This window comes from Streptomyces sp. NRRL S-337 (assembly GCF_000720175.1).
GTDB lineage: Bacteria > Actinomycetota > Actinomycetes > Streptomycetales > Streptomycetaceae > Streptomyces > Streptomyces siderophoricus.
Genome location: NZ_JOIX01000099.1, coordinates 1 through 25,250 on the forward strand (window position 1 = coordinate 1; position 25,250 = coordinate 25,250).

General features: G+C 73.7%; 19 protein-coding genes and 1 pseudogene. 11 read left to right on the forward strand and 9 right to left on the reverse strand.

Going from position 1 to position 25,250, the window contains the following annotated elements; translation table 11 throughout:
• Nucleotides 1–320: 320 nt before the first annotated feature.
• A pseudogene (locus IG62_RS45700) lies at nt 321–752 on the reverse strand (DUF3499 domain-containing protein); the annotation flags it as partial.
• A gap of 259 nt (nt 753–1,011) precedes the next feature.
• Between IG62_RS45700 and IG62_RS0137025 the strand changes: the two are divergent.
• Complete coding sequence (locus IG62_RS0137025; protein ID WP_030814201.1) at nt 1,012–1,467, forward strand: metallopeptidase family protein; 456 nt, start codon at nt 1,012–1,014, stop codon at nt 1,465–1,467.
• 25 nt (nt 1,468–1,492) lie between these two features.
• Here the strand turns inward: IG62_RS0137025 and IG62_RS0137030 are convergent, their stop codons facing one another.
• The 3 genes from IG62_RS0137030 to IG62_RS0137040 form a co-directional block, all read right to left on the reverse strand.
• The gene (locus IG62_RS0137030) at nt 1,493–3,055 is read right to left on the reverse strand and encodes a DUF5719 family protein (RefSeq protein WP_030814204.1); all 1,563 of its coding nucleotides are present in this window, start codon (nt 3,053–3,055) and stop codon (nt 1,493–1,495) included.
• Complete coding sequence (locus IG62_RS0137035) at nt 3,052–6,813, reverse strand: glycosyltransferase family 2 protein (protein ID WP_030814207.1); 3,762 nt, start codon at nt 6,811–6,813, stop codon at nt 3,052–3,054. Before IG62_RS0137035 ends, IG62_RS0137030 begins: the two co-directional genes overlap by 4 nt.
• A 317-nt stretch (nt 6,814–7,130) precedes the next feature.
• Nucleotides 7,131–7,394, reverse strand: a complete 264-nt coding sequence (locus IG62_RS0137040; RefSeq protein WP_003983763.1) for a WhiB family transcriptional regulator — start codon at nt 7,392–7,394, stop codon at nt 7,131–7,133.
• A 703-nt stretch (nt 7,395–8,097) separates the two neighbouring features.
• Here IG62_RS0137040 and IG62_RS0137045 point away from each other — a divergent pair.
• The 3 genes from IG62_RS0137045 to IG62_RS0137055 are packed head-to-tail and all read left to right on the forward strand — an operon-like array spanning nt 8,098 to nt 10,917.
• On the forward strand, nt 8,098–8,595 hold the full coding sequence (locus tag IG62_RS0137045; RefSeq protein WP_030814210.1) for a cysteine dioxygenase: 498 nt from the start codon (nt 8,098–8,100) through the stop codon (nt 8,593–8,595).
• 43 nt (nt 8,596–8,638) lie between these two features.
• Nucleotides 8,639–9,595: a 2-phospho-L-lactate transferase gene (cofD, locus tag IG62_RS0137050; RefSeq protein WP_030814213.1), complete on the forward strand. Its 957-nt coding sequence runs from the start codon at nt 8,639–8,641 to the stop codon at nt 9,593–9,595.
• Nucleotides 9,592–10,917, forward strand: coding sequence for a coenzyme F420-0:L-glutamate ligase (locus tag IG62_RS0137055; protein WP_030814217.1), 1,326 nt, complete (start codon nt 9,592–9,594; stop codon nt 10,915–10,917). Before cofD ends, IG62_RS0137055 begins: the two co-directional genes overlap by 4 nt.
• A gap of 38 nt (nt 10,918–10,955) precedes the next feature.
• On the opposite strand, the gene IG62_RS0137060 is transcribed toward IG62_RS0137055, so the two are convergent.
• From IG62_RS0137060 to IG62_RS0137070, 3 genes are all read right to left on the reverse strand, one after another.
• Nucleotides 10,956–11,861: a DNA-3-methyladenine glycosylase family protein gene (locus IG62_RS0137060; RefSeq protein WP_030814219.1), complete on the reverse strand. Its 906-nt coding sequence runs from the start codon at nt 11,859–11,861 to the stop codon at nt 10,956–10,958.
• A 52-nt stretch (nt 11,862–11,913) separates the two neighbouring features.
• Complete coding sequence (locus IG62_RS0137065; protein WP_030814222.1) at nt 11,914–12,996, reverse strand: nucleotidyltransferase family protein; 1,083 nt, start codon at nt 12,994–12,996, stop codon at nt 11,914–11,916.
• 202 nt (nt 12,997–13,198) lie between these two features.
• Nucleotides 13,199–14,542 (reverse strand): peptidoglycan recognition protein, encoded by a 1,344-nt coding sequence (locus tag IG62_RS0137070; protein WP_030814226.1) that lies wholly within the window; start codon nt 14,540–14,542, stop codon nt 13,199–13,201.
• A gap of 129 nt (nt 14,543–14,671) precedes the next feature.
• Between IG62_RS0137070 and IG62_RS0137075 the strand changes: the two genes are divergently transcribed.
• The 4 genes from IG62_RS0137075 (at nt 14,672) to IG62_RS0137090 (ending at nt 20,639) form a co-directional block, all read left to right on the forward strand.
• On the forward strand, nt 14,672–15,436 hold the full coding sequence (locus IG62_RS0137075; RefSeq protein WP_030814229.1) for a TIGR03089 family protein: 765 nt from the start codon (nt 14,672–14,674) through the stop codon (nt 15,434–15,436).
• Between the two features lie 200 nt (nt 15,437–15,636).
• Nucleotides 15,637–16,860 carry an LCP family protein gene (locus IG62_RS0137080; protein ID WP_420711167.1) on the forward strand — a complete coding sequence of 408 codons (1,224 nt, stop codon included), beginning with the start codon at nt 15,637–15,639 and terminating at the stop codon, nt 16,858–16,860.
• 238 nt (nt 16,861–17,098) lie between these two features.
• Nucleotides 17,099–18,868, forward strand: a complete 1,770-nt coding sequence (locus IG62_RS0137085) for an LCP family protein (RefSeq protein ID WP_030814234.1) — start codon at nt 17,099–17,101, stop codon at nt 18,866–18,868.
• Nucleotides 18,869–18,938: 70 nt separating this feature from the next.
• Nucleotides 18,939–20,639, forward strand: a complete 1,701-nt coding sequence (locus IG62_RS0137090; protein WP_030814238.1) for an LCP family protein — start codon at nt 18,939–18,941, stop codon at nt 20,637–20,639.
• A 91-nt stretch (nt 20,640–20,730) separates the two neighbouring features.
• Here the strand turns inward: IG62_RS0137090 and IG62_RS0137095 are convergent, their stop codons facing one another.
• The gene (locus IG62_RS0137095; protein WP_030814241.1) at nt 20,731–21,765 is read right to left on the reverse strand and encodes a glycosyltransferase family 2 protein; all 1,035 of its coding nucleotides are present in this window, start codon (nt 21,763–21,765) and stop codon (nt 20,731–20,733) included.
• Between the two features lie 216 nt (nt 21,766–21,981).
• On the opposite strand from IG62_RS0137095, the gene IG62_RS0137100 reads away from it, so the two are divergent.
• From IG62_RS0137100 to IG62_RS0137110, 3 genes are read left to right on the forward strand one after another with little or no spacing between them, the layout of a single operon-like run.
• Nucleotides 21,982–23,433 (forward strand): LCP family protein, encoded by a 1,452-nt coding sequence (locus IG62_RS0137100; protein ID WP_037840284.1) that lies wholly within the window; start codon nt 21,982–21,984, stop codon nt 23,431–23,433.
• 22 nt (nt 23,434–23,455) lie between these two features.
• Complete coding sequence (locus IG62_RS0137105; RefSeq protein WP_030814247.1) at nt 23,456–23,914, forward strand: hypothetical protein; 459 nt, start codon at nt 23,456–23,458, stop codon at nt 23,912–23,914.
• Nucleotides 23,915–23,956: 42 nt separating this feature from the next.
• Nucleotides 23,957–24,538 (forward strand): VanZ family protein, encoded by a 582-nt coding sequence (locus IG62_RS0137110; protein WP_030814250.1) that lies wholly within the window; start codon nt 23,957–23,959, stop codon nt 24,536–24,538.
• Here the strand turns inward: IG62_RS0137110 and IG62_RS0137115 are convergent.
• Nucleotides 24,489–25,034 (reverse strand): acyl-CoA thioesterase, encoded by a 546-nt coding sequence (locus IG62_RS0137115; protein ID WP_030814252.1) that lies wholly within the window; start codon nt 25,032–25,034, stop codon nt 24,489–24,491. The genes IG62_RS0137110 and IG62_RS0137115 overlap by 50 nt on opposite strands.
• Between the last annotated feature and the right edge of the window lie 216 nt (nt 25,035–25,250).

Here is a 25,250-nt window from a genome sequence, read left to right on the forward strand (position 1 = left end):
TGTTTGGGACTGCTGTCGCTTTACGTCCCAAACACCGGCCCCTCCGGCCCGTCCCCTCCCGTGAGGGGAATGGGGCGGGTGGGTGGGGGTGGGCGTGGGGGAGGTCCCGTAGGGGACGGTCGAACAGAACCCGTAAGGGTCGCGAAGGCCCCCTGCGGGGCCACAACTCGACGCGCCGGGCGAGGCATTCCCGAAACCTCACGACACGAGATGCGCACGCAACGACGCGCGCCCCCACACACCCGCACACTCCCCCAACGGGAGGGGACGGGCCGGAGGGGCCTTGTTCGTGGACGTAAAGCGACAGCAGTCCACGAACACGGGGACCGGAGGACGCGGAGGTGGCCGCGGCGGGCCACTTCCATGGGGGCGCGGTCGCCCGCGGGAGCGTCCGCGCCCGCGGCGCGTTCGCGTTCCTGGGGGCGGGCGGCCTCGCGGACCGCGTTCGCCAGGGCTTCCAGGTCGTCGCCGCTGGGGCGGGCCGGGCCGGAGTCGATGGCGAGGCGGACGACCTCCCAGCCGCGGGGCGCGGTCAGCCGCTCGGAGTGCTCGGCGCACAGGTCGTAGCAGTGCGGTTCGGCGTAGGTGGCGAGCGGTCCGAGCACGGCGGTCGAGTCCGCATAGACGTACGTCAGCGTTGCGACGGCGGGGCGGCCGCACGCAGTGCGCGAACAGCGACGTACAGGGCTCACGACGTTGGACGGTACCGCACTCTTGAGCGGGCCGCGACGACTCTCCCCCGGCTCACCCAACCGTGTCGTCCCGCTTCGTCCGATGCGTCTGACCTGCACCCGCTCGGCCCGTCCTGGGGCGGGCGGGGCGGGACGGTCGGTGTGCGGGAGGGAATACCCTCACGAGTTAGTGCATTTCCGGCCATTCGGCGGGAGTTCCGCGATCTGATGTGGGGAGGGAAACGAAAGAGATCCGGACCGGTCCGGTCAGCCTGCGACATGCCGCGTCTTGTGGCGGTCTGCGGTTTCCGGCGGTCCGTGACGGCTACGCTCGATGCTGATGGACAGGCCCGTACCTCCCCGACCGGCGGAGCCGCGGCTCCGCCGCCGCGACCGTCACGGCCGCGGCATGCGCGGTCCGATCGCGCCGCCCCAGGTGCCGCTGTCGGTGACCCGCGCGGACGCCTTCGTGGATCTCGTCTACGACTCGCGGGACCGGCTGGAGCGGCGCTGGCCGCAGCTGGCCCAGGTCGACTTCATGGTGGTCGAGGTGCCCGGGTTCGGACCGGACGGCGGGGAGGGGCCGGTCGACGAGGAGAGCGTGCCGCTGGGGCGGGTGCTGCCGGCGGCGGGCGGACATCGCGACCGGATCGTGATCTACCGGCGGCCGGTGGAGATCCGTACGAAGAGCCGGGACGAGCGGGCGCTGCTGGTGCACGAGGTGGTCGTCGAGCAGGTCGCCGATCTGCTGGGGCTGGCTCCGGAGTCGGTGGACCCGCGCTACGGGCAGGAGTGAGGCCCGTAGCGCGGGCACGGTGTCTTCAGTCGGTGAGCAGGGACAGGTCCTGGCCGGCGGTGGGGACGACGACCGAGCCGCGGTCGTCGGGCAGCGGCTGGACGGTGAAGGCGGGGACGCCGCCCTGGGGGCGGGCGAGCATCCGGGCCGCGTAGACGGGGCCGCTGCCCGGCTCGGGCTCCACGGTGAGGGCGTAGCCGCCCTTGAGGCCCTGGGGGCGGGGCGGGTCGATGTCGAGGGTGGTGCCGCCCTTGACCGTGTACGTCTTGGTGACCGGGGTGCCGCCGTCGCTGCCCGCGGAGGCGGTGACCTTCACCTTGGCGTCCTTGCCCTTCTCGGGGGCGGCCAGGGACAGGGTGCTGCCCTTGGCGCCGTTGTCGGCGGCGGTGGCGCGTTTCTCCACCGGGCGGGTGGCGGGGATGAAGGCCATCTCCTGGTTGCCGCCCTTGCCTCGGGTGACCCGCAGCGCCGCCGAGACGGGGGCCTTGGCGCCGGGGTCGGTGGGGGTGAGCACCAGGGAGCCGGCCTCGCCCTTGGTGACGTCCTTGAGGTCCACCGCGGTGGTCATGCCGCTCTTGAGGTGCAGCGTCTCCAGGCCGGCCGGGGTGATCAGGCCGGTGGGGGTGGCGAGTTGCACCTTCAGGTCGGCGTCGTCGCCGCCGGGGGCGAGGGCGACCAGCCGGACGGAGGTGGCGTCCTTGGGGATACCGGGGAGGACCACGCTCGGGGCGGGGTCGGCGGCGGGCGGTAGCCAGTCGCTGCCGAGCTTGTTGTCGGTGGCCTGGACGGCGGCGCCGACCCGGCCCTCGCGGGCGAGGACGTGCAGGGTGGCGTTGGTGGCGGGGCGGGTGGTGAGGGTGGAGAGCAGGACGGGGACGGTGGTGTGCGGGGGGACGGTGATGTCCTCGCCGGCCGAGCCGCCCAACGAGCCGTCCTTGCCGCGCAGTTCGAGGTCGACGACGGCGGGGGTGGTGTCGGGGTTGGTGAGGTGGACGTAGTCCTGGCGGTCGGTGGCGGTGCTGACGCCGGGGAACCAGAACGTGGTGTCGGGGGTGGGGCAGCTCAGCCCGAGCAGGCCGCGGCCGGCGCCGGCCGCGACGGTGGTGGTCTGCTGGACGGTCCAGCCGGGGGCGAGGGTGCCGTCGGCCGCGCCCACGAGGGCGGGGGCGCCGGCCCGGTCGGTGGTCGTGGTGACCGGCTTGCCGGCCTGCCGGAGGGGGACGACGGGCGTGGTGTCGGCGGGCGGGACGGTGGTGCGGCCGGTGTCCGCGGCCTTGGACCTGCCGCCCTTCTTCTTGCCGTCGCCGGCGCCGGCGTCCTTGACGGTCCCGGCGGGCAGCAGCTTCGCGGTGCCCTTCTTGGTGTCGGCGCCGGCCGCGGCGCCCTGGGGGACGAAGGCGGTGTAGGTGGTCTCGCCGACGTCGGAGGAGGTGGGCGGGGGGCAGAGCAGCGCGGAGCGCTGGACGGGCAGCCGGGCGGCGCCGCCGGGGGGCTTCGGGGTGCCTCCGGGGGCCGCGACGGCGGCGATGCCGGTGACGGCGGCCAGCGCGGCGGCCGCGCCGATCAGGGACGTCATGGTGCGCTTCACTGCTGGTCGCTCCCGTCACGGTGCGGCTCGGGGTAGGAGCCGGGGGGCCCGGCGTACCCCGGGTACACGGTGCCGTCGTCGTAGGGCTGTTGCTGGGGCTGCGGCGTGCCGTCCGGGTACGGCTGCTGGGCGTAGCCGTACGGGTCGTAGGCGCCGGCCTGGTAGGGGTCGCCGGGGTAGGTGCCGGTCTGCTGGTAGGGGTCCGCCTGCGGGTACTGGCCGCCGTACTGCGTGCCCTGGTACGGGTCGTAGGGCTGCTGCTCGGCGGCGTGCTGGCCGGGGGCGGCCGGCCAGTCCTCGTAGGAGGGCTGCTGCGGTACGGCGGCGTACGGGTCGCCGGTCGCGGCGGGTTCCTGGGGGGCCGCCGGGTCGGCGGCCGGAGCGGGCGGCTCCTCGCCGGCGCGGGCGGCCGGGATGGCGGCGTCGGCCGCTTCGGGGCTGCCGGCGGCCTCGGCCTGGGCGCGCAGCCGGCGGGCCCGGCGGCCGTCGCCGGTGGCCGCGGCGGCCTGTGCGGCGGCGTCGTCCTCGGGCAGGTCGTCGTCGATCTCGCGGCGGCGGCCGGGCAGGGCGAGGACGACCAGGACGACGGCGAGCAGGCCCTGGGCCCACAGCCACAGGGTGTGGCCGAGCGGGTTCTCGTGGGTGAGGTCGAGCCGGCCGCCGTTGGAGGGCAGGGTGAAGCCCTGGGCCCAGCCGTCGACGGTGACGGGCTTGAGCGGGGTGCCGTCGAGGGTGGCCTGCCAGCCCTCGTCGGCGGCGTCGGCGAGGCGCAGCACCCGGCCGGCGGGCCCGGCGGGCAGCTTGGTGTGTGCCTCGACGGGCCCGGCGGCCACGGCCGTGGGGGCGGCGGCCTCGCCGGCGGTGGTGCCGTCCTGGGCCTGGGGCGGGACGATCGAGACGCGGGAGACCCGGCGGTCGACCCGCCACAGGGCGCTGCCGTCCTCCTGGCTGAGCCGGGTCAGGCCCGGGGTGGCGTCCAGGACGCGGCCCATCTCGCGCGGGGCGCCGCTCCTGACCAGGACGTAGCGGACCGCGTAGCCGCCGAGCTGGTTGGTCTGGTCGGCGCCGGAGCCGGCGACGAGGTTGGCGACGATGCTGCCGAACCGCTTGTCCTCCCCGGCCTCGGCGGCCAGGTCGGCGTCGCCGAGGCGGGCGCCGGAGCCGCGGACGAGGGTGTAGGAGACGTGTCCGGGGGTGCCGTCGAGGACGAGGGTGCGGGGCCGGTCGGCGCTGCCGGACTCCTCGGCGACGAACGCCGGGACCTGTTCGGGGCCGCGCCGTTCCAGCGGGCCGGCCGCGCCGGTGATCATCCAGCTGACCGCGGCGTAGAGCGGGGCGAGCACGGACGCCAGCGCGATCAGCACGGCGACCGGTTGCTTCCAGCCGAAGCCGAGGCTGGCCATGCGGGTGCGGATGCCTTCGGCGCCGAGCGCGGCGGCGCAGAGCAGGGCCAGGCCGTAGACGAGGACGGCGGGGCCGGTCCAGCCGGAGCCGTTGCCGAGCGCGGCGAAGAGCAGGCCGGTGAGGGCGACGGCCCAGGCGGTGCGGATGGCGAGCTGGCGGGCGTCGCGCAGGGTCGCGGCGAGCGCGGCGAGGACGATGCCGAGGAGCAGCAGCCCGCCGGTGGCCTTGGGGCCGCCGGGGCTGAGGCCGATGAGGTCGAGGACGGAGGCGGAGCCGGTGCCGTAGCCGAGGCCGGCCTCCTGGAAGAAGCGGGACGGGTGGGTCAGCAGGGACAGCGACCAGGGGGCGAGCACGACGAGCGGGGCGAGGACTGCGGCCAGGAACCGCAGTCCGTGGGCGACGATCTGGTCGCGGCTGCCATCGACGAGCCGCAGCACCAGCAGGCCGACGCCGAGCAGGACGGCCATCGGCCAGACCACGGGGGTGAAGGCCGTGGTGAAGGTGATCAGCAGGGCGTACGCCCAGGTGGCGCGCCAGCTGGGGCGGGTGCCGACCGGGAGCCGCAGTCCCCACGCGGCGATCGCGGCGCGTGCCATGAGGGGCAGCAGGATCGCGAGGACGGCGGTGCCCAGGCGGCCGCCGGCCAGTGCGCCGGCCGCGGCGGGCAGGAAGGCGTAGGCGATGCTGCCCCAGGCCCGCAGCAGCCGGGAGGTGACCAGCGGGCGGGAGGCGAAGTAGGCGGTGAGGCCGGCCAGCGGGACGGAGCAGACCAGCAGCAGGGTCAGCGTGAAGCCGGTGGAGCCGAGGAAGACGCTGGAGACCAGGGCGACGACGGCCAGGTAGGGCGGTGCGGCGGCGCTGTCGCCGGTGCCCACCGCGTGCCAGCTGTCGAGGTACGCCGACCACAGGTCGGAGACGCTGCCGGGGGCGGGCAGCAGTGCGCCGCCGGTGAGGGCGCCGGAGCCGAGCAGCCCGCGGCAGGCGATCAGCGAGACGAGAAGCAGGACGAGGAAGAGGACCGGGGCCGGTTTGCGGGCGATCCGCTTGAGCCGGGCGAACTGCTCGATCTCCAGGAAGTCGGCGTCGTCGCCGCCGGGTCCGGATTCGACGGCGCCGTGCCGGCCGGCCGAGGCCACGTCGGGGGCGGCCCGGCCGGCGAGGTTGCCGGCGATCTGCTCGACGGTGGCCCGGACGGTCGCGCCGGGCGGCGGGAAGAGCGGCCGCAGCTCGCTCGCCTCCACCGCGGGGCGGCCTCTGCGTTTGCGGGCGGCGAGGATCTTGCCGGGCCGCAGCAGGGTGCCGAAGAGGCCGGCGAGTTCGTCGAGGGCCTGGCCGGGGACCTTGCCGACGAGGTAGGCGAGGACCCGCAGGAGGGTGCCGAGCAGCAGCCGCAGCAGGACGTACGGCAGGATCCGGCCGCGGGTGTTGGTGAGCAGGGTGTAGACGGCGCCGGCCTTGTCGACGCGGTGCGGGTTGGCCACGGAGCGGCCGACGCAGTCGATGGGGCGGCGTTCGCGGGCGGCGGCCTCGGCGTGCCGGAGGACGGCGTCCGGGGCGACGAGGACCTGGTGGCCGGCGGCCTGGGCGCGCCAGCACAGGTCGACGTCATCGCGCATCAGGGGCAGCCGGCGGTCGAAGCCGCCCAACTCCTCGTAGACGTCGCGGCGGATGAGCATGCCGGCGGTGGAGACCGACAGCACCGGGCGGACCTGGTCGTGCTGGCCCTGGTCCTGTTCGCGGCGGTCCAGGCCGGTCCAACGGCGGCCGCTGCGGGCGATGCTGACCCCGGCTTCGAGGAGCTGGCGGCGGTCGTACCAGCTGCGCAGCTTGGGGCCGACGATGACGGCGGAGGGGCTGGCGTCGGCGACCCGCAGCAGTTCGGCGAGGGCGTCGGGCTCGGGGGCGCAGTCGTCGTGCAGCAGCCACAGCCACTGGACCGGTTCGCCGTGCGGCAGTTCCGGCATGTCGTAGGCCTCGTCGCGCCAGGTGCGGCTGACCGGGTCCCAGCCGCTGGGGCGGCGCAGGTACGGCAGGTCGTCCGGGCCGAGCAGGGGGGCGGTGCGGACCGCCTCGTCGACGGCGGTGCCGAATCCGGAGCGGCGGGCGAGATGCAGTACGCGTTCGTCGCCGAGGGATTCGGTGAGCAGCTGGGCGGAGTGGTCCGCGCTGCCGGTGTCGGCGCCGATGGCGTTCTGCACCGGGCGTTCCTGGCCGAGCAGGCCGGTGAGCGCGTCGGGCAGCCAGCGGGCGCCGTCGTGGGAGACGATCACGGCGGTGACGACGTGCCGCGGGAACTCTGGTGTGGCGGCTGCATATGAGGCGGCCTGCGCCGCCGACTGGCTGTGCACGGACATCGAGGTACGGGCCCTCCGGACCCGGGAGTTCGAAGGCCCGCGGCGAAGTCGCTTTCAGGCCCCGCCCCCGGAAGACACTGCGACGGACTACGAGGCGACGCGCGCGCCCCGGTGGGCGGCGGCGCATCTCGGACGGGGCCCCACACTAATGGTTCGTGCCGGTGCCCCGACCGGGCCCGTACACAGCAGTCCGCCTCCGGCGCCCGGTGCGCTGGAGGCGGAGTGTTCGGTATAGGGGGATATGGGGAGTTGGGGCGGTGCGGCGGCGGGGTCCGAGAGACCGCGCGCCCTGGGCGGGGGTGGCTGACTCGTCACGGTCAGACGGCGGCCTTCTTGAGCCGGCGCCGCTCGCGCTCCGACAGACCGCCCCAAATGCCGAAGCGCTCGTCGTTGGCGAGGGCGTATTCGAGGCATTCGGACCGGACTTCACAGGCGAGACAGACCTTCTTCGCCTCGCGGGTGGAGCCACCCTTCTCCGGGAAGAAGGACTCGGGGTCGGTCTGGGCGCACAGTGCGCGCTCCTGCCAGCCGAGCTCCTCGTCCGCCTCCTCGACCAGCAATTCCTGGAACAGCTCGGTCATGTGCGCCCCTCGTCTGTCTTTACGTCCCCGTGATCAAGCCGTGATCGATTTCGGCTGAACGACACGAGTGAAATTACAAGTGTGGTGATCCGGGCCAGTCAAGCCGAGATCTGCTATTGAGCCTCTTATTCACTCGGCGGAACCAAGCGGATGCGGAAAGTGTTCAAATCAGTAAAAACCAGGACACTTCCCCGGGCGGGCCCCCCGGCACGTCCGTGTCATCCATGGAGACGTGCTCAGGCGGCGTTCGCGTTGCACCCCGCGCGCCGAAGCGGGGAAGATCACAGACGGATCACGGGACCGCAACGGCGTTTGGAGCAGCGGTTGCCGGTCGATGTCTCCGCGTCCGGGGCTGCACAAACCTTTCTCCGACCGGAGTAACCGGATGCAGTGAAAGATTCGCGGCAAACCAGACGTCCGGTTGACATTGCGCCGGGAACCCGGTCTCCTTGACCCCATGCCAGTGACTGCCGCGCCCCGACTGACCCGTGCCTACGGGTCGCTCTGCGCTGCGCAGGCTCGCTGTCGCTGTTCCAGCTGTTGATGCCACTGAGCTCCGGCTTCTCCGCTCGCACCACCCCGCAGCGCCCCGCATTTCCCGCCCGCGCCGCGCACCCCACAGGGACCGCCCGCGCCGGCCGCCCCCTCCCCCGGCTACGACGGGGAGGTTCCCCCAGCTCTTCCGCCGAGGAACCCGAAACCGATGAACAGCGACGTCCAGATCGCCGGCGACCCGCTCGCCGTCCCCCACCTCCTGCCGCCCGTCCCCGCGCACCCGGACACCGTCGCCGGCTTCGTGGGGCTCGCCCGCACCATCGCCGCGGACCGCGCCGCATGGGCCCCGCTCGTCCGCTACGACGCCACCACCCGCTGGTACCACCGGCTGCGTACCGGGCCCGGCTACGAGGTGTGGCTGCTGAGCTGGCTCCCCGGCCAGGGCAGCGGACGGCACGACCACGGGCGGTCCTCCGGCGTACTGACCGTCCTGCAGGGCGAGTTGACCGAACACGGCGCCGCCGGACCGCGCGCCCTGACCGCCGGCTCCCAGAAGGTCTTCGCCCCCGGCTACGTCCACGAGGTCGTCAACGACTCCCTGACGCCCGCGGTCAGCCTGCACGTCTACTTCCCCGGTCTGACCGAAATGCCCATGCACGACGCGGCCCACTGCTCCACGGCAGCACGGGAGACCACCGGGGCCTGACACCCGGAGCCGTGGGCCCCCTACGGCTGACACACTGTGCGTCATGCGAATCGTGGTTCTGGCCGGCGGTATCGGCGGCGCCCGCTTTCTGCGGGGACTGAAGGCAGCGGCTCCGGACGCGGACATCACCGTCATCGGCAACACCGGTGACGACATCCACCTGTTCGGCCTGAAGGTGTGTCCCGACCTCGACACCGTGATGTACACGCTCGGCGGCGGCATCAACGAGGAGCAGGGCTGGGGCCGCGCCGACGAGACCTTCCGGGTCAAGGAGGAACTGGCCGCCTACGGCGTCGGCCCCGAGTGGTTCGGCCTCGGCGACCGGGACTTCGCCACGCACATCGTGCGGACCCAGATGCTGGCCGCCGGCTACCCGCTCAGCGCCGTCACCGAAGCGCTGTGCGCGCGCTGGCAGCCCGGCGTGCGGCTGCTGCCGATGTCCGACGACCGGGTCGAGACCCACGTCGCGATCGAGGAGGACGGCGAACAGCGGGCCGTGCACTTCCAGGAGTACTGGGTGCGACTGCGCGCCTCGGTGGACGCGCGGGCCGTCGTCCCGGTCGGCGCCGAGCAGGCCAAGCCCGCCCCCGGCGTCCTGGAGGCCCTCGGGGACGCCGACGTCATCCTCTTCCCGCCGTCCAACCCCGTCGTCAGCGTCGGCACCATCCTCGCCGTGCCCGGGATCCGCGAGGCGATCGCGGACGCCGGGGTGCCGGTGGTCGGGCTCTCGCCGATCGTCGGGGACGCGCCGGTGCGCGGTATGGCGGACAAGGTGCTGGCGGCGGTCGGCGTGGAGTCCACCGCGTCGGCGGTCGCCCGGCACTACGGTTCGGGGCTGCTCGACGGCTGGCTGGTCGACTCCGTCGACGCCGGCGCGGTGGCCGAGGTCGAGGCGGCCGGGATCCGCTGCCGGGCCGTACCGCTGATGATGACCGACCTGGACGCCACGGCCGCGATGGCGCGCGAGGCGCTCGCGCTGGCCGAAGAGGTCCGGGCGTGACCGGCGACGCCGACGTACCGGCGTACCGGGTCCGGGCGCTGCCCGGGATCCCCGAGGTGCGGCCCGGCGACGACCTGGTGAAGCTGATCGCGGCCGCGGCGACCGCCGACGGCACGTGCCAACTCGCCGACGGCGACGTGCTGTTGGTGACGTCGAAGATCGTCAGCAAGGCCGAGGGGCGGATCGTCGAGGCCACCGACCGGGAGGCGGCGATCGACCGGGAGACGGTGCGGCTGGTCGCCCGCCGCGGCCCGCTGCGGATCGTCGAGAACCGGCAGGGCCTGGTGATGGCCGCGGCCGGCGTCGACGCCTCCAACACCCCGGCCGGCACGGTCCTGTTGCTGCCGGAGGACCCGGACCGCTCGGCGCGCGCCCTGCGGGACGGACTGCGCACCGAACTCGGCGTGGACGTCGGCGTCGTCATCAGCGACACCTTCGGGCGCCCCTGGCGCAGCGGTCTGACCGACGTCGCCATCGGGGCGGCCGGGGTGCGGGTGCTGGACGATCTGCGCGGCGGCACGGACGCGAACGGCAATCCGCTCAGCGCGACCGTGGTGGCCACCGCGGACGAACTGGCCGCGGCGGGCGACCTGGTGAAGGGCAAGGCGGCCGGGCTGCCGGTCGCCGTGGTGCGCGGACTGGGGCACGTCGTCGAGGAGACCGGTGACGGGGCGCGGGCGATGGTGCGCGGCGCCGCGGGCGACATGTTCCGGCTGGGCACCTCCGAGGCCGTACGCGAGGCGGTGACGCTACGGCGTACGGTGCGGGACTTCACGGACGAGCCGGTCGACCCGGGCGCGGTGCGGCGCGCGGTGGCCGCGGCGGTCACCGCCCCGGCGCCGCACCACACCACGCCCTGGCGGTTCGTGCTGCTGGAGTCCGCAACGGCGCGGGAGCGGCTGCTGGACGCGATGCGCAACGCCTGGATCGCGGATCTGCGCGGCGACGGCAAATCGGAGGAGTCCATCGCCAAACGGGTGCGGCGCGGCGATGTGCTGCGCAACGCGCCGTATCTGGCGGTGCCGTGCATGGTGCTGGACGGCGCGCACACCTATCCGGACGCGCGGCGCAACGCGGCGGAGCGGGAGATGTTCGTCGTCGCCCACGGGGCGGGCATCCAGAACTTCCTGGTGGCGCTGGCGGGCGAGCAGCTGGGGTCCGCCTGGATCTCCTCGACGATGTTCTGCCGGGACGTCGTACGGGAGGTCCTCGGCCTGCCCGGCGACTGGGAACCGATGGGGGCGGTCGCCATCGGCCGTCCGGCCGGGGCGTCGCGCCCGCGGGCGGCACGCGACGCGGACGACTTCGTGGTGGTGCGCTGAGGCGAGGGTGCCCGCGGGGCGGACCCGCCGGCCCGGCCTCAGAGGCGGGCGATGTCGCCGACCGGGAATCGGGGGGCGCGGCGCGGCGGGGTGATCCCGGAGAGCAGGATCAGCCGGGCGGCGCGGTGCCGCTGACCGGCGTACGGCGCGAGGAGTTCGAGCATCTCCGCGTCGGTCGTGCCGCGGCGGCCGGTGAGGGCGTAGCCGATGATCTTCGGGAGGTGCAGATCGCCGACCGTGATCGCGTCCGGTGCGCCCAGGGCGCGCTGCAGCGTCTCCGCGGCGGTCCACGGGCCGATGCCGGGTATCGCCGTCAGCCGGCGGGTGGCGTCGGCCAGGTCCATCGCCGCGGCCTCCTCCATCCGGCGGGCCACGCGTACGGCGCGCAGGATCGCGGAGGAGCGCTTGGCGTCCACGCCGGCGCGGTGCCACTCCCAGGAGGGGATCAGCGCCCAGCCGCGCGGATCGGGCATCACCCGCAGCCGCTCCCAGGGGCCGGGCGCGGGCTCGCCGTGCCGCTGGAGCAGCAGGCGCCAGGCCCGGTACGCCTCGTCGCTGGTGACCTTCTGCTCCAGGATCGAGGGGATCAGCGATTCCAGGACCAGGCCGGTGCGGGCGAGCCGGACGCCGGGGTGGCGGCGGCGCGCCTCATGGACGATGCGGTGCCGGGCGGTCAGCCGCGCCGGGTCGTCATCCTCCCCCAGCAGCTGGGGCAGCCGGTCCAGCAGCCACTCGGCGCCGGGGCCCCAGGCTTCGGCCGCCACCTCGCCGCGGGCCGGACGGGCCGCGACGCACAGCGTGCCGGGGCCCTGGGGCGTACGGCAGGCGCGCCAGATCTCGCCGCCGCGCACCGCGAACGCCGGGTCGCCGGGGCCACGCTGCAGCACCCCCAGGGTGCGGTGCAGGTCGTACGGGCCGGGCGGGACCCAGGTGCGGGCGGGCATGCGGCCAGATTAGGCGATGGGACCGACAGCGGGCGGGGTGCGGGGTCCGGGCCTACTGGTCGGACGAGAACCGCAGCGACCCGGCCGGGATCTCCGCGTCGCACCAGATGCGGATGCCGTCGCGGAGTTCGTTGTCGGCGCCGATGCGGGCTCCGTCGCCGATGACCGCGCCGTCGAGCACCGTACGGGCGCCGATGCGGGCGCCCGCGCCGATCAGGGAGTCGCGGATCACGGCGCCGGGTTCGACGACCGCGCCCTCCAGGACGGCGCTGCCGTCGAGCTCGGCCCCGGCGCCGATGACGGTGCGCGGGCCGACGACCGTACCGCCGGTGAGCTTGGCGTCCGGGGCGACCTCGGCCGTCTCCAGGACCAGGCGGTCGCCGCGGCGGCCGGGCACCGCCGGGGAGGGGGCGCGGCCCAGGACGAGGTCTGCGGAGCCGCGGACGAAGGCCTGCGGGGTGCCGAGGTCCAGCCAGTACGTGGAGTCGACCATGCCCTGGAGGTGTGCGCCGTCGGCGAGCAGCCCGGGGAAGGTCTCGCGTTCGACGGAGACCGGGCGGCCGGCCGGGATGGTGTCGATGACCGACCGGTTGAAGACGTAGGCGCCGGCGTTGATCTGGTCGGTGACGATCTCCTCGGGCGTCTGCGGCTTCTCCAGGAAGGCGGTGACCCGTCCGGTGGTGTCGGTGGGGACGAGACCGAAGGCGCGCGGGTCCTCGACCCGGGTGAGGTGCAGGGAGACGTCGGCGCCGGAGGTGCGGTGGGTGTCGACCAGGGCCTTGATGTCCAGGCCGGTGAGGATGTCTCCGTTGAAGATCAGGACCGGGTCGCCGGGGGCGGAGTGCAGCCGTTCGGCGACGTTGCGGATGGCGCCGCCGGTGCCCAGCGGCTCCCGCTCGGTGACGTACTCCAGGTGCAGCCCGAGTGCCGAACCGTCGCCGAAATATGGCTCGAACACCTCGGCGAGGTAGGAGGTGGCCAGGACGATGTGCTCGACGCCGGCGGCCCGGGCGCGGGCCAGCTGGTGGGTGAGGAACGGCACACCGGCCGCCGGGACCATGGGCTTGGGCGTGTGCACCGTCAGCGGCCGCAGCCGGGTGCCCTTGCCGCCGACCAGGAGGATCGCTTCTGTCACCTGTCGTCTCTGCTTCCTGCTGGGGTCGGCCGGTCGGCGGACCAGTGTAGGCAGACGGGCCCCCGGCCGGCCCCGGCGGAGGGCCGGGCCCGGCCAGGGGCGAACGCCGTGGTCGCCACGTCGTGGTCCCCGTCGTGGGCCCAAGTCGTGGTCGCTAAGACGTGTCTGCCGCAGGAACGGTTCAGTGGTGCCCGGTACCCGGTCAGCGCCCCTGGAGTTGTGCGGCGGCGAGCCGGGTGGCGGCGAGTTTGTTGTAGAGGTGGTTGCCGGGGCAGTCGGTGGTGAAGCCGTCGCGGTGGCCGGAGATGACGTGCAGCGGGACCTTCGTTCCCTTGGGGTAGCGGTTGCCGCCGGTGGAGACCATCTGGGTGGTGGCGCGCGGATCGGCGTGGGACAGGCCGAGCTTCCAGGCCGTCAGGTGGGCGACCGCGTCGACGGCGGGCTTGGGCGGTTCGGTGTCGGTGTAGGTGCCGAGGACGGCGATGCCGGTGGAGTCGTTGTTGAAGCCGAGGGTGTGGGCGCCCATGACGGGCTTGGCGACGCCGCCGGCGCGGCCCTCGTAGACCGTTCCGCACTTGTCGATGAGGAAGTTGTAGCCGATGTCCCGCCAGTGGTTGCTCTTGACGTGGAAGCGGTACATGGCGCGGATCAGCTTGGGGGCCTGTGCGCAGGTGTAGTTGTTGCCGGAGCCGCTGTGGTGGACGAAGGCGGCGCGCACCGCGTGGGTGTAGAGGAAGGACTTCTCGCGCAGTTTCTCGTTGGCGCCCCAGCCAGCCCGGGTGACGATGCGGGGGCGCGGTCCGACGTAGGTGGGGCCCGCGGGCCGGCCGCCGCCGGCGGCGGCGAGGTCGGCCTGGGACGCGGCGCGGTCGAGGGCGGGGATCTCTGTGGCGCCGACCGGGGCGAGGGCGGCGTTGGCGGCGGAGGCCGCGGTGGCGTCGGGGCCGAGCGGGGTCGGCGGGCCCTGCATGCTGCGGCGGGCGGGCGGTGCGCTGCCGGGGTCGACGAGTTCGAGGCGCAGTCCGCGCGGGACGGCGACCGGTGCGCGGTTGCGGGTCTGCGGGGTGATGCGCAGCTGGACGGCGTCGGAGTCGCCGACCCACAGGGGCGCGGTGCTGCCGCGGACGTCGCTGTCGTGGCGTTCGGCGGCGTCGAGGTCGGGGGCGTCGTCGTTGTGGGTCTGGACGTCCTGCCAGCCGGTCCAGGCGCCGGTGCGGGCGGCGCGGGTGCGGACCTGGACCCGGCCGTGGAGTGCGGCGCCGGCGTCGTCCCAGACGACGCCGAGCAGGGAGAACGGCCGTACGCTGCGGGCCGGCAGGCCGAGGGCGCGGGGCGCCGGCGCGGCGGCGGTGTCGCGGTCGGTGGGGCGGGGCGCGCCGGTGCCGAGGGCCGAGACCGGCAGGGACTGGGTGCTGCCCGGGAGGTCGGCGGTGCGCGCCGCGGCGGGGCCGGGTGGCCGGCCGGCGGCACCGGCGTCCGGCGCGAAGGGCAGGGCGAGGGCGGCGGTGCATGCCGCGCCGAGACAGCTCGCGAGGAAGGGGCGCATGGACAGCATCGTGAACACGGGCGGAGGCAACGCGCCAACGGTGACCTGACGGGGCATCGGCCGATCCGGTGGCCCGGGCCGGCCGGGCCCGACCCGCCGTCAGCGGCCGCCGCGCGTACCCTGGCCGCGATGAACGCCATCGATCGCACCCCCGCCGACCTGCTGGGTTCCGCGCTCGCCGCGGACCCGGCCCGCCCGCTGGTGACCTTCTACGACGACGCCACCGGCGAGCGCGTGGAACTGTCCGTCGCGACCTTCGCCAATTGGGTGGCCAAGACCGCCAACTATCTGCAGGGCGATCTGGCCGCCGAGCCCGGTGACCGGCTCGCGCTGCTGCTGCCCGCCCACTGGCAGACCGCCGTCTGGCTGCTGGCCTGTTCGGCGGTGGGCGTGGTGGCGGAGGCCGGCGGGGATCCGGCGGCCGCCGATCTGGTGGTGGCGGGGCCGGACCGGCTGGCGGAGGCGCGGGCGTGTTCCGGGGAGCGGGTGGCGCTGGCGCTGCGTCCGCTGGGCGGGCGTTTCCCGCAGCCGCCGGAGGGGTTCGCCGACTACGCCGTGGAGGTGCCGGGGCAGGGCGACCGGTTCGTGCCGTTCGTCCCGGTGGAAGCGGATGCGGTGGCGCTGGTGGTGGCCGGCGAGGAGCTGACCGGTGCGCAGGTCGTGGACCGGGCGCGGGCCGATGTGGCCGCGGCCGGGCTGCCCGCGGCGCCCCGGGTGCTGTCGGGGCTGCCGTACGACACCTGGGAGGGCCTGTCGTACGGGCTGTACGGGCCGCTGGTGGCCGGCGGCTCGGTGGTGCTCTGCCGGCATCTGGGCCGGCTGGGCGAGGAGGCCGAGGAGGCCCGGGAGACCAGCGAGAAGATCACGTTCCGGGCGCCGCGGGCGGCCGGGTAGGGGTGTCGCGGGGCCCGGCCCGGGGAGCTTGCCGGGCCGCTCCCCCGTCCGGCGGACCGTGGGCGCCCAGCGCAGGCCCGGGCGCCGGTTTCCGTTCATGCTCGTGAGATACGTACGGCCCCGCGCGGGTTCCGTCCGTCCGTCGTGACGCGGGGCCCGCGCGCGGGCGCTACGCCGACTCCGTGAGGATGGACGCAGAGGTGACCGAGACCCCTGAGCCGCCCAGGTTCACCGGCTGGGCCGAGCGCCCGGGCAGGGGGCCGGGGCCGCGGCGCACCCCGCCGGACGCGCGCTGGCGGCGCCGGCTGGCGCTCGGTGCGGCCGGGGTGCTGCTGGCCGGGGCGGGGGCCGGCGGGGTGGTGTACGCCAAGCTCAACGGCAACATCCACACCGACAGCGACGTCGAGGCCGAGCTGCGCAAGTGGGAGTCGGAGCGGCCGCCGGCGGGCCCGCCGAACGCGCAGAACCTGCTGCTGATCGGTTCCGACAGCCGCACCGGCGGCAACAGCGCGTACGGCCGGAGCAGCGGCCAGCGGTCGGACACCACGATGCTGCTGCATCTGGCGGCGGACCGGCAGAGCGCCACCGCGGTGAGCATCCCGCGGGACCTGGTGGTGCAGGTGCCGCACTGCAAGGGGGCCGACGGCCGGGAGACCGGTCCGCAGACGACCCAGTTCAACTCGGTGTTCGCGTACGGCGGGGCGGCCTGCACGATCCGGACGGTGGAGAAGCTGACCCGGATCCGGATCGACCACTACATGATCATCGATTTCGTGGGGTTCAAGCGGATGGTGGACGCGGTGGGCGGGGTCGAGGTCTGTCTGCCGCGGCCGGTCCGGGACGACGAGGCGCACCTCAGGCTGCCCGCGGGCCGGCAGACACTGCAGGGCGAGGACGCGCTCGGGTACGTGCGGGCGCGAAAGAGCCTGGGTGACGGCAGTGACACCGAGCGCATGGAGCGCCAACAACGATTTCTTGGTGCTCTCGTGAAGAAAGTGCAGAGCAATGGTGTCCTGCTGAATCCGACCCGGCTGTATCCGGTTCTGGATGCCGCGACGAGTTCGCTGACCACGGACGGCGGGCTGGCTTCGCTGCGCGGGCTGTACGAATTGGTGCGCGGCGCTCGTGGCATTCCGACCGGCCGGGTGCAGTTCCTGACCGTGCCGCGCCGGGAGTACCGCTTCGATCCCAACCGCGACGAGCTGGTGGAACCGGATGCCGACCGGCTCTTCGGGCGGCTGGGCAGGGATCTTCCGGTGACCGTGCGGCCGGCGCCGGGCGGTGCCGAACGGCCGGCCCGGTCCGGTGGCGGGGCACCGGGCAGCGGGGCACCGGACGACAAGCCGGGCCCCGAACCCTCGCCTTCGGCGGGTTCAGGGCCTACCTTTCCCGGTACGACGGCGGAGCGCGGGATCTGCGAATAAAGATGCCGCAAAGTACGCTCCGCGACTCGAATGGATTGGGCGGATTGCCCAGTTGTAGGGAAGTGGAATTTGTCACGCGCGTCGCGTGGCGCTGAACTGGGCGGATAGTGTGAGCGATCCGGTCCGCACATTGCCGGACCGATGACCATGCACCTTTGACCATGCACTGCACGATCGACCTACCCGAGCGCCTTGAGGGGATGGCGCCGCGTGGCACCGACGGAGGATTCAAGGCACCGTGGACGCGCAAGGCCGTGGGCAGGCGGGCGACAACAACGTGGATCCCGCCGATCAGTGGGTGTTCGATCCGGACACCGGCAATTACGAACTGCGGCTTGACCCGGCCGGTCAAGCCCCCGCTCGGCCCTCCGACCCCAAGGCCCCCGGGTCCAGACGTGCCGCGCGGCGGCCGGTTGCCGGGGACGACACCGACACCCGGCCGCTGCCGACCCAGCGCGGGCGCCGTGGCGAGCGGGCCGAGGACGGCGCGGACGAGCGTCCGGCGGGCGGCCGGGCGGCGGCGCGGCGGGCGGCCGGGCGTACCGCGACCGGCTCGCCCTCGGTGGCGGGCCCGGCGAGCCGCCGCAAGCGCAAGCCGAAGGCGTCCGGGAAGAAGAAGGCGCTGTACTGGACGGCCGGCGTGGTCGGCTTCGTCCTCGTCGCCGGCTGCGGCGGCGCGTACTACCTGTACCAGCAGCTGGACGGGAACATCTCCAAGGTCGACGTCGGCGTGGAGAACCCGGCGGTGTCCGACGGCCCGGTCAACGTGCTGATCATCGGGACGGACGCCCGCTCCGGCAAGGGCAACTCCGGCTACGGCGACGCCGGGAGCGTCGGGCACGCGGACACCACGCTGCTGATGCACATCTCCAAGGACCGGTCGAACGCCACCGCGCTGAGCATCCCGCGCGACCTGATCACCGACATCCCGAACTGCACGACGAAGGGGAAGGACGGCTCGAAGAAGCGCATCCCCGGCGAGCACGGGGTGCGCTTCAACACCAGCCTGGGCCAGGAGGACCGGGACCCCGGCTGCACCTGGCGCACCGTCGAGAAGCTCACCGGCCTGAAGATCGACCACTTCATGATGGCCGACTTCAACGCGGTCAAGGAGCTGTCCGAGGCGGTGGACGGTGTCGAGGTGTGCGCCGGCAAGGACATCGACGACCCCAAGTCGCACCTGCACCTCAAGGCGGGCCGGCACGTCGTCAAGGGCGAGCAGGCGCTGGCATTCGTCCGCACCCGGCACGCCGTGGGGACCGGCAGCGACCTCAGCCGCATCCAGTTGCAGCAGCAGTTCCTCAGTTCACTGATCCGCAAGCTGAAGTCGAGCGCCTTCTCCAGCCCCGGCAAGCTCTACGACGTCAGCCAGGCGGCGACCCGGGCACTCACCGTCGACACGGGCATCGGCACGGTCAGCAAGATGCTGGACTTCGGGAACGACCTGAAGCGGGTCAACATCGACAAGATCACCTTCGCCACGGTGCCGGTGCTGGACAACCCCAACGACCCGGCGACCGTCATCCTGGACAAGGCGAAGGCGGACCCGCTGTTCGCGATGGTCCGGGCCGACCACCAGCTGGCCAAGAAGCACAAGGCCAAGAAGAGTTCCGGGTCCGTCAAGAAGGCCCCGCCGCAGCTCGTGCGGGTCGACGTGACCAACGGCGGCGGGCCGATCGGCGCGGCCCAGGAGACCGTGGACTGGCTGCAGAACTCCAAGGGCGCCCGGCTGTCCACCAACGCCGGCAACGCCCCGCAGAAGCTGGCCGCCACGCGTCTGGAGTACGCGCCCAACCAGGCCGACCAGGCTGCCGCACTGGCCGACTGGATGGGCCTGCCCAAGAGCGCGCTGAAGAAGTCCGGGCAGGACGCCGGTGACCGGGTGCCGATGAAGCTGGTCCTCGGCAAGGACTTCACGGCACCGGGTACACCGATCGCGGCGCCGACGGAGATTCCGGACAACGTGCAGAACGTCAACGCGGACGACAAGAACGTCTGCGCGAAGTAACGAGCGGGACCCGGCCGCCCTGTACGGCGGCCGGGGCGCACCACCGGACTGACAACGGGGAGAGGGCCCAATGCGGCAGAGCAGTGTGCGTGGTGAGCGATCACGCCGGCGACGACAGCCGGACGCACAGGAGTTGGGCTGGGACGACAGCCTCTACGACAACAAGGGGCTGCCTCCGGACGCGCCCGGCTGGACGCCGCCGGAGGGCGGTGAGGTGCCGCCCGGCGACGAGGACGGGCCCGAGGCGGGCGGCGGCCACCGCAAGGGCGGCCGGCCGCGCCGCAAGCAGGGCGGCAAGGGCCGCAAGGCGCTCCGCTGGACCGCGATATCCCTCGCCGTCCTGATAGCGGGCACCGCGGGCGCCGGCTACTGGTACTACGAGCACCTCAACGCCAACCTCCGCAAGGCCCCGCGGTCGCTGGGCGACAGCGGCCTGAAGAAGCCGGACCCCAACGCGTTCGGGCAGACCCCGCTGAACATCCTGCTGCTCGGCTCCGACGGCCGGAACAGCAAGAAGAACATCGAGCTCGGCGGCGCCCGGCAGGACGCGGACCGCAAGCCGCTGGCCGACGTCCAGATGCTGGTGCACGTCTCCGCCGACCGCAGCAACATGTCGGTGATCTCCATCCCGCGCGACACCCGGGTGACGATCCCGAAGTGCACCGACCCCAAGAGCCACGAGAAGTATCCGCAGACCACCGCGCCGATCAACGAGTCGCTCCAGCACGGCGGCCCGGGCTGCACCCTCGCCACCTGGCAGGAGCTCACCGGCATCTACATCGACCACTTCATGATGGTCGACTTCTCCGGCGTGGTGGACATGGCGGACGCCATCGGCGGCGTCCCGGTCTGCGTCCGGGCCAACGTCTACTCGCACGACAGCAAGGGCCACGGCAGCGGCCTGCGGCTCACCAAGGGCACCCACAACGTCAAGGGCGTCCAGGCACTGCAGTGGCTGCGCACCCGCTACGGCTTCGAGGACAACACCGACATCGGCCGGGCCAAGGCCCAGCACATGTACATGAACTCGATGATCCGCCAGCTGAAGCAGGGCACCAAGCTCTCCGACCCGGGACAGCTGCGGGACCTGGCGGAGGCCGCCACCAAGGCGCTGACCGTCGACGACGGGCTGGACACCGTCAAGAAGCTCTACGACCTGGGCGGTGACCTCAGCCGGGTGCCGACCAAGCGCATCACGATGATCACCATGCCCTGGCAGTACGGCCCCGGTGAGCGCTACGTCCTGCCCAAGCCCGGCGACGCGGACGCGACGTTCGCGATGCTGCGCAACGACACCGCGCTCGACGGCAAGGACACCAAGAAGAAGCCGGCGCCCGATCCGAAGCCGTCAACTCCCAAGGACCGGCTGAAGGTTGTCGTGCAGAACGGCACCAACAGCACGGTGACCGGTCCGGCCTCCGGCCGCGCCTCCGACGTCCAGCGGCAGCTGGCCGGGCTCGGCTACACCGCGGCCGGCACCACCACGGTGCTCACCAGCCAGGCCGACACCACCCTGACGTACCACGGCGCGGACCGCCGCGGCGATGCGCTGGCCGTCGCCAAGGCGCTCGGGCTGCCCAAGAGCGCGGTGCGGGAGTCGAGTTCGGTGACCGGGCTGCAGCTGGTGGTCGGCAACGACTGGCGGTCGGGCACGACGTACCCGAAGACGTCCGGCAACGACAAGCCCGCCGACAAGGCACCCGCCAGCGCCGACGCCCAGAACGGCGAGTCCAAGGGCTGCATGCAGGTCAACCCGGACTACACGTTCTAGGCTGCGGAGCCCTTCGACAGGCGAGCGGCCGCCGCTTTGCCAGCCGGTTCCGGTGGGGCGGCGGCCGTTGCCGTCGTGTCGTCGGCCGGGGTCAGTCCGTGCTCGCCGCCGCCGGGGCGGCGACCGCCGGGCGGCGGCTGGCGATGACCTTCCTGGCCAGCGAGCGGGGGCTGGTCAGGAAGCCGAAGCCCCAGCACATGTGCATGGTGGCCAGCGCCACGGGGATCTGGGCGCGGGCCTTGAGGGAGAGCCCCTTGCCGGCGGGCAGCGAGCCCGCGGTGATGGCCGCCAGATAGCCGGCCGGGACGACGAAGCCCCACGGGGTGACGGCGGCGCCGACCACCAGACCGGCCGCGATCGCGCAGACCGCGGTCGGCGGGGCGAGGTAGCGCAGGTTGATCGAGCCGGCGTGGTAGCGGGCCACGACGTGGCGCCACTTGCCGTAGTCCTTGTACTGCTTCGCCAGCGCCTTGATGCTCGGCCGGGGGCGGTACTGGACCTTCAGCTCGGGCGAGAACCAGATCTGGCCGCCGGCCTCGCGGATGCGGAAGTTCAGCTCCCAGTCCTGGGCGCGGATGAACTCCTCGTTGTACCCGCCCTGCTGTTCCAGGGCGTCGCGGCGGAAGACGCCGAGGTAGACGGTTTCGGCGGGGCCCGCCTCGCCGCCCGTGTGGAAGGCGGCGTTGCCGACACCGATCCTGGAGGTCATCGCGGCGGCCACCGCGTCCTCCCAGGCGTTCTCGCCCTCGGCGTGCATGATCCCGCCGACGTTCGCGGCGCCGGTCTCCTCCAGGAGGCGGACGGCGGTGGCGATGTAGTTGCGGGAGAGCATGCCGTGACCGTCGACCCGGACCACGATCGGGTGCCGGGACGCCTTGATCGCGGCGTTCAGGGCGGCGGGGGTGCGACCGGTCGGGTTGGGCACGGTGTGCACCCGGGGGTCCTCGGCCACCAGCTCGGCGGCGATCTCGTCGGTGCGGTCCGTGGAGGGGCCCAGAGCGATCACCACCTCCATCTCGCCGGCGTACTCCTGCTCCAGGATGTGCCGGACCGAATTGCGCAGGTGACGTTCCTCATCGAGCACCGGCATGATCACGGAGACGGCCGGGGGCTGCTGCTGCGGCATGGTTCCTCGGGGGTACGGCCCGTGGCGGAGCCGCCGGGGACGGCAGCGCGCGCCGGGAGACTGCAGAATCGCGCCTCACGTTACCGCGAATGGAGGACTGCCCCGGACGCAGCCGGGTGGCCGGCCGGCCGATGCCCGGCGTGTGGTGCTTTGCAGCAGATCGTATGGACCTACGGTGTTCTCGCCGGTTCCGTCCGTACCGCGGAGGTGTCCCCCGTGACCGCGCCGTTCCGCTCCGCCCGCCGGGCCGACCGCTCCGGCGCGCACCGCCGCCCGGCGGGCCCGCGCTGGGGGCTGCGGATCGGCGCGGCCACGTCCCTGCTGCTGCTGTCGGCGAGCGGGGTCGGGCACGCCATGGTCACCGGCGTCGAGACCGGCATCGGCAGGGTGGACGCGTTCCAGGGGATGAGCAACCGGCCCGGGGGCGGCGACGGGCTGAACTTCCTGGTCGTCGGCACGGACGGGCGCGACAAGCTCACCCAGGAGGAGAAGGAGAAGTACCACCTGGGCGGCCAGCCGTGCCACTGCACGGACACCCTGATGCTGGTGCACCTCTCGGCCGACCGGGACCGCGCCAGCATCGTCAGCCTGCCCCGGGACTCCTACGCCGAGGTGCCCGCCCATACGGACGCGGCCACCGGCCGGGCCCGCGCCGCGCATCCGATCAAGCTGAACGCGGCCTACGCCGAGGGCGGCCCCAACCTGACCGTGCGGACCGTCGAGCACATGACGGGCGTGCACATCGACCACTACCTGGAGGTCGACTTCACCAGCTTCATGCGGACCGTGGACGCGGTCGGCGGGGTGGAGATCTGCACCGTACGGCCGCTGCGCGACAGCTACACCGGGCTGAACCTGCCGGTGGGCAAGGCGCAGCTCAACGGCGGGCAGGCGCTGCAGTACGTGCGCTCGCGCCATGTCGACGGCTCCGCGGACCTCGGCCGGATGCAGCGCCAGCAGCGCTTCCTGGCCGCCCTGATCCACAAGATCACCTCCTCCGGGGTGCTGATGAACCCGATCCGCTTCAAGGACGTCGCCGACACGATGCTGGCGTCGGTCCGCGCCGATCCGGGGTTCGAGGCGAACGACCTGGTCGACCTCGGGCAGGCGATGCGCGGCTTCACCCCCTCGTCGTCGGAGTTCACCTCCGTCCCGCTGGGCGATGTGGCGCAGCCGGTGCCGGGCGTCGGCTCGACCGTGCGGTGGGACCCGGTACGGGCGCCGAAGCTCTTCGAGGCGATCCGCGAGGACCGGCCGCTGGCGGTGCACCGGGACCGGCACCGGTCGCGCGCCGCGGTGGTGGACGTGCCGCCGGGCCGGGTGCAGGTGCGGGTCGACAACGGCAGCGACCGGGCGGGGCCGGCCACGTCGGTGGCCCGGGAGCTGCACGCCACCGGGTTCGCGACGGTCGGCACCCCGGGCAACTCCACGCTCGGCCGGCCGGCCCGTACGGTCATCGCCTACGACCCGCGCTGGGACCGCTCGGCCCGCTCGCTGGCCGCCGCGCTGCCGGGCGCCGTGCTGCGGCCGGTGACCGGGCAGGGGCCGGTGATGCGGGTGACGGTCGGGCAGGACCATGTGGCGGTGCACCGGGTGCGGGCCGAGGAGCCCGCGCCGCCGGCGGGCGCGGTGGCGGCGGTCACCGGCGACCAGGCGGTGTGTCCATGAGCGAGCGAAGCGAGGCCCTGGCATGAGTGTCCCCGCGCCCCGCCGCACCCCGGCCGCACCGCCGGCGCACCGCCCGGACGCCCGCCGCCGGGTCCGCCGCGCGTTCGTCGCGGCGGCCGCGCTGTGCCTGGTCGCGGCGACCGCCGCCGCGGCACCGCCGGCACCCGCCGCCCCGACCGGCTGCGGGGACCTGGTCCGCGGCCAGCTGTGCCTGCGCGGCCCGGTGGGCTCCGACGGGACGTACACCGCCACCTACCGGCGGCACGGCGCGGCGGCCGGCCTCGGGGAGATCTCGGTACGGCTGGGCTACCAGCGCAAGAACACCCGGATCACGGCGTTCCCCGGCTGGTTCGGCACCCGGTGGACCCGGCACGGCGCGGTCACGCTGAGCGGCCGGGTGGAGATGCTCGCGGACGAGTGCATCCGCGGCGTCATGGAGCACGCGGAAACGGTCTACGTCACCAAGTGGAGCTGCGGCTGACGCCCACCGGGCGCCACGGACCTACTCGGAAAGGTGCACCTCGTGTGGCAGGTTGTGCTGGGCATCACCCCCACCACGGTGGCGCTGTTCCTGATCGCGGCGCTGGCGCTGGCGGCCGGGTTCGCCCTGTGGACCACGCCGGCCCCGGCCGGCCCCGCGCCCCGCACCACCGCCCGGGTGCTGCTGGCCGGCTGGCTGCTGCTGCTCCTGGTGGCGACGCTGGCACCGGCCCAGCCGATCGGCTCGGGGGACGCGACGGTGTGGTGGCGGCCCGGTGAGGGGCTGTTCGAGCTGGGCGCCCAGATGGAGTCCGGGGAGCTGGCGATGCTGGTACGGCGGCAGACCGCCAACGCGGCGCTGTTCGTCCCGGTGCCGTTGCTGCTGCGGTTCGCCGTGCCGCGGGTCCCGGCGGCGCTGGCGTTCCTGCTGGGGGTCGGGCTGTCCCTGGTGATCGAGACGGCGCAGCTGCTGATGCGGGCCGGCCGGATCGCCGACATCGACGACGTGCTGTGCGCCGCGGTCGGCACCGTGATCGGGGCGGGGCTGGCGCTGCTGGGGCAGCAGGCGGTGGCCGTTATGCGTCGTCGAGGCCTTCCGCGGCGCGCCGTTCGCGCAGCTCCTTGATGGCGCGGCGCCGGGCGAGCCGGTGCGTTCGGCGGATCTGCGCCTCCTGGTAGCGGCGCTTGTCCCGCTCGGTCTCGGGGAGCACCGGCGGCACCGGGCGCGGCTTGCCGTGTTCGTCGACGGCGGCGAAGACGAGGTAGGCGGAGCCGACCTGCTGGGCCGGGCTGGACTCGTTCCAGCGCTCGGCCAGGACCCGTACGCCGACCTCCATGGAGGAACGGCCGGTCCAGTTGACCTGGGCGCGGACGTGGACCAGGTCGCCGATCCGGATCGGCTCCAGGAACGCCATCTCGTCCATCGAGGCGGTCACCGCCGGCCCGCCGGAGTGCCGGCCGGCCACCGCTCCCGCGGCGTCGTCGACCAGTTTCATGATCACGCCACCGTGCACCGTCCCGAGGAGGTTCGTGTCGCCGGCCGTCATGATGTGGCTGAGCGTGATGCGGGACACGGAGGTGGGCTTGCCCACGGGCTCACTGTCGGTGACGAGTTCATCCATGCGGCCAAGCCTAAGCGGCGGGGCTTCCCACGTGCCTGTCTGTCCCGCCGTGGTGGTTGCTCGCCGTTGCGCTTTGCGGCGCCGCCGTACGTACCCGTCTGTCCCGCCGCCGTGGTTTCTCGCCGTTGCGCCTGCGGCGGGCTGGGTTTGTGGTGGGTGCGGTGACGGGCCTCCGGGGCCGGTGTTTGGGACTGCTGTCGCTTTACGTCCCAAACA